This window comes from Mesorhizobium sp. ORS 3428, assembly GCF_001854785.1.
GTDB lineage: Bacteria > Pseudomonadota > Alphaproteobacteria > Rhizobiales > Rhizobiaceae > Mesorhizobium.
Genome location: NZ_MDFL01000152.1, coordinates 25,165 through 32,576, shown reverse-complemented (window position 1 = coordinate 32,576; position 7,412 = coordinate 25,165). Strand labels below are relative to the sequence as shown.

Genomic DNA, 7,412 nt, shown 5'->3' with positions numbered 1-7,412 from the left:
ACGCAACGTAAAAAGATCAACGTTTTCAACGCGATAGCGGTCAAATCGAAAGACGCTCTCTCCGCCAGAAACTCTTCTAATAATATAATGTTTTAAATTACTTAGCGTAAATTGACAGCTGCCTCAAAGCAGAAACATCCTTGATCTGTGTAACAAACTGATACGGATGCGATTGGTCCGCCATACCATCGGGCAAGATGGCCTCCCCCGGCGGTCGCGATGGCGTGAACAGTTWACTGCAACCGGCAAGCATTGACGCTCGACATTGGGAAAGTCAGCTTCTCGTTTGGGCACGTTTCCAGATTGTCCGCTTTTGGCGGGGCGACATCGCCAAATGACAATAACTCGACATGATCTGAAGGGGAGCAGCCCAGGACTTCCAACAGCACGTGAGCTATGGCCGACTCCGGGTTAAGCCTCTTGCCATGGCGAGTGCAGCGCGTTTGCCATGCGCTCCAGCGCTCGCCGCAATAGAGGACGCGGACAGCCGACATTGAGGCGGATGAACCCTTCGCCGCCGGGCCCGTATACGCGGCCATCGTATAGATTGACCCCGGCGCGATTGACAAAAAACTTCTGAACTCCTTCCACCCGGCCATCGAGCGCGCGCGCATCCAACCAAACTAGAAACGATGCGTCGGGCCTCATCGGCGTTATCCCTGGAAGATGTTCGCGGGCGAATTCGCAGACCAGATCGATGTTGCCGCCAATGTAGCGCGTCAGTTGGTCGAGCCATGGCGCACCGGTACTGTAAGCTACCTCCAAGGCGAGGCGACCGAAAAAGTTCGCGTTCACCATGAATGAGGCCTGCATCGCGGCAAGAAGCTTGTCGCGGCGCTTCTTGTTCGCCACCGAAATGGTCGCCGAGGGAATGCCGGCTAGGTTGAAGGTTTTCGTCGGCGCCGTGCAGATGAACGACTTCTCCGCCGCATCCTCCGAGATGGAGGAGAAGACGATGTGAGGCCGATCGGACAATCTTATGTCGCAGTGGATGTCGTCGGAAATGACCAAAACCCCATAGCGCTCGCAAATTGCGTTCAGCGCCGTCAGTTCATCGAGCCGCCAGGCCTTTCCCGCAGGATTGTGGGGATTGCAAAGCAGGAACACCTTGGCGCCGCTTGCCGCCAGTGTCTCGAAATGGTCGAGATCGAGTTCGTATTTATTGTCCTTCAGCTTCAGCCGGTTCGTAAGCAGAAGCCGTCGGTTTCCCTGAACCACTTCGAAATAGGGCGAATACACAGGCGCCTGCACGATGACGCCGTCGCCCGGCTTCGTGAAGGTTCGCAACACCGTCGCCACCGACGGCATAATCGCCGGCGCGGGAAGCAGCGATTCCAGGTCCGGCGACCAGTTGTGGYGTCGTGCGAACCACGATTGCACGATTTCGTAGTGGCGCGGATCGCGGCGGGTGTACCCGTAAATGCCATGGTCTGCCGCTTCGCGCAGCCGCGTGACGACAGTTTCCGGAGCACGGAAATCCATATCCGCCGTCCAAAGCGAGAGCAGGCCTTCGCCCTCGACCCGCGGGGAGAACTCATCCCATTGATTGGCCCACTTGACCGATCCGAACTGCTGGCGGTCGTGGATGTGGTCGAAATCTACTCCCGCAAGGCTTGCAGCCGCGATCGACGGATTAGACGTGTCCGCACATGTCATTTTTAATGCCCACAAAAATCCGTTGCCGCTTTTGCCGCCTTGCCTGTGGCGTCGCTATTTGAGTATCTGCGCCAGGAACTGGCGTGCTCRCTCCGATCGGGAATTGGTGAAGAATTCGTGAGGTGTGTTTGCCTCTACGATCTCCCCGCGGTCCATGAACACCACTCGATCGGCCACCTCGCGCGCGAAACCCATCTCGTGCGTGACGCACAGCATCGTCATGCCCTCGCCGGCGAGCGACACCATCGTATCGAGGACCTCCTTCACCATCTCCGGATCGAGGGCGGAGGTCGGCTCGTCGAAGAGCATGATTTTTGGGTTCATGCAGAGAGCTCGGGCAATGGCAGCGCGTTGCTGCTGGCCACCCGACAACTGTCCCGGATAGCTGGTTGCCTTCTCCGCGATCCTGACGCGATCGAGATAATGGCGCGCCAATTCTTCTGCCGCCATCCGCGGCATCTTTCTCACCCACACCGGGGCGAGCATGCAATTCTCGAGCACCGTCAGATGGGGAAACAGATTGAAGTGCTGGAACACCATACCCACGTTGCTGCGGACTTCGTCGATCTTGCGGAGATCCTGCGCCACCGGCTTGCCGTTGACGATGATCTCGCCTGATTGATGCTCTTCGAGATGGTTGATGCATCGGATCATCGTCGATTTGCCCGACCCGGACGGCCCACAGATCACGACACGCTGACCGCGAGGCACCGAGAGGTTGATGTTCTTGAGCGCATGAAAGGAGCCGAACCATTTGTTGACGTCGCGCAGATCGACGGCGACGGCGGACTCGCCGGGCGCTTCCCTTCTCGGAGTGCACACTGCTTGAGGCATCGTCGTCGCTTCCTTAGGATTTGTGGCCGCGCACCAGCTGGCGCTCCATCGATTGCGAGTAGCGGGACATGCCGAAGCAGAAGCCCCAATAGACAAGCCCCGCAAAAAGGTACCCGGTTGAGGAGATCGTAGGGCCTGCCCAACTCGGATCGATCCGCGCCGTTTCGATGGCCTTCAGGAAGTCTGCGATGCCGACGATGGCTACCAGCGTGGTGTCTTTGAACAGGCCGATGAATGTGGAGACGATGCTCGGGATGACGATCGTCAACGCCTGCGGCAGCACTATCAAGCGCATCATGTCGAAGTAGCTGATGCCGAGCGCCTTCGCCGCTTCGTATTGGCCTTTCGGGATCGCCTGAAGGCCGGCCCGCACAACTTCAGCCATATAGGCGGAGGAGAACAAGGCTATGGCGATGAGGGGGCGCAGGAGACGATCCGGCGTAAGGTAGTCCGGCACGAAAAGCGGCATCATGAAATTCGCCATGAACAACACCGTGATAAACGGGACTCCCCGAACGACCTCGATGAACGTGACGCAAACCGCCTTGACCATCGGAAGGTCCGACCTGCGTCCGAGCGCCAGAATGACCCCGAGCGGAAGCGAGAAAACGATGCCCACGATCGACATGAGCAGCGTGATCAAGAGACCGCCCCAGAGCGTGGTATCAATCACGGGCAAATGGAGCAGAGCGACGCCACGCAAGAGAACGAATGCGGCAACGGGGTAGAGAACGAAGAACAGCATTGYCGCCAACTTGCGCCGCGGAGCCTTCGCCCACAGGAGCCAAGCGATCAGGATGGCTCCGATCGTCTGCGTGAGATCCACGCGCCACCGCTCGGAAACGGGGTACGCGCCGTATCGCAGATAATCGAATTTCTCCGCGATGAAGGGCCAGCAGGCTCCTTCGGGATTCGCACGRCAAGCGTCTCGGCCGCCGCTCCAGACCGCTTTGATGACGGCGAAGCTCAGGAACTGATGCAGCAGCCACAGCGCCAGGAGCACAAAACATATCGTCAGCGCGGCCGAGAAGGGCGTTGAGAACAGGTTCCTTTTGACCCAGGTCACCGGACCCGGCCGGACATCTGCAGGCGGCGCCATCGCCGGCATCAGCGCTACGTTGACGATCGGAGGATGCAAGGATTGGTCGGTCATGCGTCACCTCTCGACGATCGCAAAATGCCGGTTGAAGGTGTTCATGGCTAACGAGGTGACGATGGAGATGGCGAGATAGACCGCCAGGGTGATCGCCATCACCTGGACGGCCGCTCCCGTYTGGTTGAGCACCGTCCCCGCAAAGATCTGAACGAGATCGGGGTAGCCGATGAAGACGGCGAGCGATGAGTTCTTGGTCAGGTTGAGGTACTGACTTGTCAGAGGCGGTATGATGATGCGCAGCGCCTGTGGAACAACGACCAGGCGAAGTGTCTTGCCCGGTGACAGCCCGAGCGCGCAGGCAGCCTCGGTCTGGCCCTTCGGCACCGCCTGGATTCCGCCTCGGACGATCTCGGCGATGTAGGATCCGGTGTAGACCGACAGACCGATCAGGAGAGCGGCGAACTCCGGATAGAGCTGGTGCCCGCCTTGAAAATTGAACCCGTGCAGTTGCGGCCTTATGAACGATACCGGTTCGCTGGCCGCCAGGAACATGAGCAGCGGAAAGCCTATCAATGCCGCCAGGCTGACCGAAAGCACCGGCAGCTGTCTGCCGGTTCGTCTCTGGACACGCCTGGCGTAGAACCAGAAGGCGATACAGCAGATAACGGCCGCCGCGGACGACAGAGCCACCAGCCCCGCTCCCGGATGCAGCTGGACCTCTGGAAATATAAGGCCGCGATTGTTGAGGTAGATGCCGCCGGGAATTTCGATCGACGACTTCGGCGCGGGGAGCGGTTTGAGGACGGCGTTGTACCAGAAAAGCAACTGCAGCAGTAACGGGATGTTGCGTATGATCTCAACATAGGAAGTCGCGACCTTCGCAACGATCCAGTTCTGCGACAGGCGGGCAATTCCAACCACGAAGCCGAGCAACGTTGCCAAGAGGATTGCGAGCAAGCTGACGAAGAGCGTGTTGACCACGCCCACCCAGAACGCCTGGCYGTAAGTAGAAAGCGTGTCGTAGGKTATCAGGGTCTGGTTGATATCGAAGCCGGCAGACTCATTCCAAAAGCCGAATGACAGCGGGATCCCCCGTGCCMGCATATTCGATACGGTCTGAATGCCGATACCGAGTGCCAAGGCCGAGAGACTGCCGGCGAGCAAGACTTGGTAGAAGATGCCTCGCACTTTCGTACTGTGCAAAGAGAGGCTTCTGCGCGGCTGCACGGAAAGCGAAAAATCGGACATGGCCGGTCCTGTGGGGCTGAGCACAACGGCGCTGGCGACCATGCGCCAGCGCCCGGCAATGATGTCATGCTAGCGGATCGGCGGAGCGTACTGAATGCCGCCCTTGTTCCAGAGCGCGTTGAGGCCGCGTTCCATTTTCAGAGGTGAGTCCTTGCCGACATTGCGGTCGAAGACTTCACCATAGTTGCCGACCTGTTTGATCACCTCGACCGGCCAATTGTCGCCGAGCCCGATATCCTTGCCGATGCTGCCCTCCACGCCAAGCAGACGGCGGATGTTGGGATTGTCCGACGATTTCATTGCATCAACGTTTTTCGAGGTAACCCCAAATTCTTCTGCTGCCACCATGACATAGAGCGTCCACTTCGCCACGTTGAACCACTGGTCGTCACCTTGCCGCACAGCCGGRCCAAGCGGCTCCTTGGAGATCAACTCGGGAAGCACGATGCTGTCGTCCGGCTTGGCCATCCGAAGCCGCGACGCGTTCAAGGTCGAGGTGTCTGCGGACAAGACATCGCAACGCCCCTCCTCGTAAGCCTTCACGACAGCTTCCTCGTCGGCAAAACCGACGGTCGTGTACTTGATCGATTGCGAACGGAAGTAGTCGGCAAGGTTCAATTCGGTTGTGGTGCCTTGTGTTACGCAAATCGATGCGCCATCCAGCCCCTTGGCTKAAGTGATGTTGTCCGCCTTGCGCACCATGAATCCCTGGCCGTCATAGAAATACGTGCCAGCGAAGAGAATGCCGAGCGACATATCACGAGAGGATGTCCAGGTTGCGTTGTGCGCGAGAATGTCGATCTCTCCCGACTGCAAGGCGGTGAAGCGATCTTTTGGCGTCAATGGAATAAACTTCACCTTTTGCGCATCGCCGAGCACGGCGRCAGCCACAGCACGACAGTAGTCGACGACGAATMCAGTYCACTTGCCTTCATTGTCCGGAAGGCTGAAGCCCGCGGTTGCTGAGTTTGTGCCGCAGGTGAGCACTCCATTCTTCTTGACGTTGTCGAGGGTTGCGGACCACGCCGACGACGCGGTGCACGCCATGGCTACGGCAATCAAACCCTTAAGCGTCGATCTCATTTCGGTGTTCCCCTGTTTTTGTTGGGCTCAATCTGCACGTAAGGCCAACTATTCGTCAAATTGATTGTCCTCATTCTGGAAATGAGCCACTTTCATAACTGGCGCGCAAAGGACGCTCCTCTAACGATGTTTTTAAGTTGAGTTGAGGGCGAAGGGCTTGGTGGGAGGCGACGGGTCGGCCGAGGCGCTATTGCCTCGGCGGCTCCGCAGCTCCGATGTCGACGATTGAACTTTGGCGCCTGGCCTGGGACTCCTTGTAGATGCCCACAATCACCTCCCGGAGCCACTTGGTCCCAGGGTCGTTCGCCATCTGACGGTGGACGATGAGCCACGCACTGACATCCGAAATAGGAAGCGGTGGCGCTCTCAAGCTCACCTCGCTTCTCTCATCCAGCATCTGCAGAATGGCGTCCCCACAATGGGTGATCAGTTCGGTGCCGCGCAGCGCCCAGGGAAGCACCAGATAGTTCGATATGGTAGCAACAACGTTGCGCCGTAGACCGTGCTGCTTCAGGGCGGCATCCGCCAGTCCTTCTGATTGACCATCCGCGGAAATCTGCAGGTGGGAGCTGGCCAAATAAGCTTCYAGCGTCATACCGTCCCTGGCGATCTTGCTTCCGCTCCACACCGCGCAAAATAGCCGATCTTGCCCGAGCTCCACTTTCAAGAGATTCGGATCGTCGCGAATTGCCGCTCCCGTCAGCGCACAGTCAACTTGTCTCAAATAAACGGATGAGCCGATGTCGGGTCCGTTTGCGGGAATCACGTTCAGCGTCGCGTTAGGGGCTTGCCTCGAAAACTCTCGAATGAGCCCCGGAATAAATATCATGGCATGATAGTCGGTAAGTCCGACGCGAAAGTTGCGTCGAGTCGTTGCCGGATTGAACACCTGATGCCTGTCGATTGAGGCCCGAATCGTTGCCAGCGCCGCAGAAATGTCGGACAGCAGCTCCACTGCCCGAGGCGTCGGCCGCATCTCGCCCCCATCTCTGGTGAACAGTTCATCCCGCAATAGAAACCGAAGTTTCGCCAAGGAGTGGCTCACAGCTGACTGTGTTCTGCCCAGTTCGGTAGCCGCGCGCGTGACGCTTCTTTCACGCATCATCACGTCGAAAACGCGCAACAAGTTGAGGTCCATGTCGACAAAGTTCATAGCGGCACCTCGTCCGTGGAGACCGCGGCTCTGCACCACGCGTCCACCAAGTGGGTATTAACGCTGACAGATGCCGTCTCGACAGTGAAGATAGCTCCGCCCCGGCGATGATCGACGTCACTGGACCAGCACTGATCGCAAGCAATCATCACACCAGGGGATTGTTCAGGCGGCTGTTGAGCAAAGAGCACCGCCGGGCAAGCAGCGATCTGAAAATAGGTCTGCTTTCAGGTGTTGCACAAGCGGGTTTGAACGACAGATATCAGGCGCAAACCAGCCGTTTGAAATCGATCCCGCTGTCGCATACGCCCAATAAGGAGCGGGGCCGGAGCCCCGCCTGAA

7 protein-coding genes are annotated in these 7,412 nt (G+C 58.3%); 1 reads left to right on the top strand and 6 read right to left on the bottom strand.

The window, feature by feature from the left end; genetic code table 11:
• Positions 1 to 411: 411 nt before the first annotated feature.
• From ORS3428_RS25665 to ORS3428_RS25640, 6 genes are all read right to left on the bottom strand, one after another.
• A complete protein-coding gene (locus ORS3428_RS25665) occupies positions 412 to 1,671 on the bottom strand; it encodes a MalY/PatB family protein (protein WP_131802950.1) in 1,260 nt (419 codons plus the stop codon).
• Positions 1,672 to 1,710: 39 nt separating this feature from the next.
• Entirely contained in the window at positions 1,711 to 2,490 is a 780-nt protein-coding gene (locus ORS3428_RS25660) for an amino acid ABC transporter ATP-binding protein (RefSeq protein WP_071101082.1), read from the bottom strand.
• A gap of 13 nt (positions 2,491 to 2,503) precedes the next feature.
• Positions 2,504 to 3,643: an amino acid ABC transporter permease gene (locus tag ORS3428_RS25655; RefSeq protein WP_071101081.1), complete on the bottom strand. Its 1,140-nt coding sequence runs from the start codon at positions 3,641 to 3,643 to the stop codon at positions 2,504 to 2,506.
• Positions 3,644 to 3,646: 3 nt separating this feature from the next.
• On the bottom strand, positions 3,647 to 4,834 hold the full coding sequence (locus ORS3428_RS25650; protein WP_071101087.1) for an amino acid ABC transporter permease: 1,188 nt from the start codon (positions 4,832 to 4,834) through the stop codon (positions 3,647 to 3,649).
• 69 nt (positions 4,835 to 4,903) lie between these two features.
• Positions 4,904 to 5,917, bottom strand: a complete 1,014-nt coding sequence (locus tag ORS3428_RS25645; protein WP_071101080.1) for an amino acid ABC transporter substrate-binding protein — start codon at positions 5,915 to 5,917, stop codon at positions 4,904 to 4,906.
• Positions 5,918 to 6,104: 187 nt separating this feature from the next.
• Positions 6,105 to 7,070 carry a LysR family transcriptional regulator gene (locus ORS3428_RS25640; RefSeq protein ID WP_071101079.1) on the bottom strand — a complete coding sequence of 322 codons (966 nt, stop codon included), beginning with the start codon at positions 7,068 to 7,070 and terminating at the stop codon, positions 6,105 to 6,107.
• Between the two features lie 107 nt (positions 7,071 to 7,177).
• On the opposite strand from ORS3428_RS25640, the gene ORS3428_RS33115 reads away from it, so the two are divergent.
• Entirely contained in the window at positions 7,178 to 7,411 is a 234-nt protein-coding gene (locus ORS3428_RS33115; protein WP_131802949.1) for a hypothetical protein, read from the top strand.
• Position 7,412: the final 1 nt, after the last annotated feature.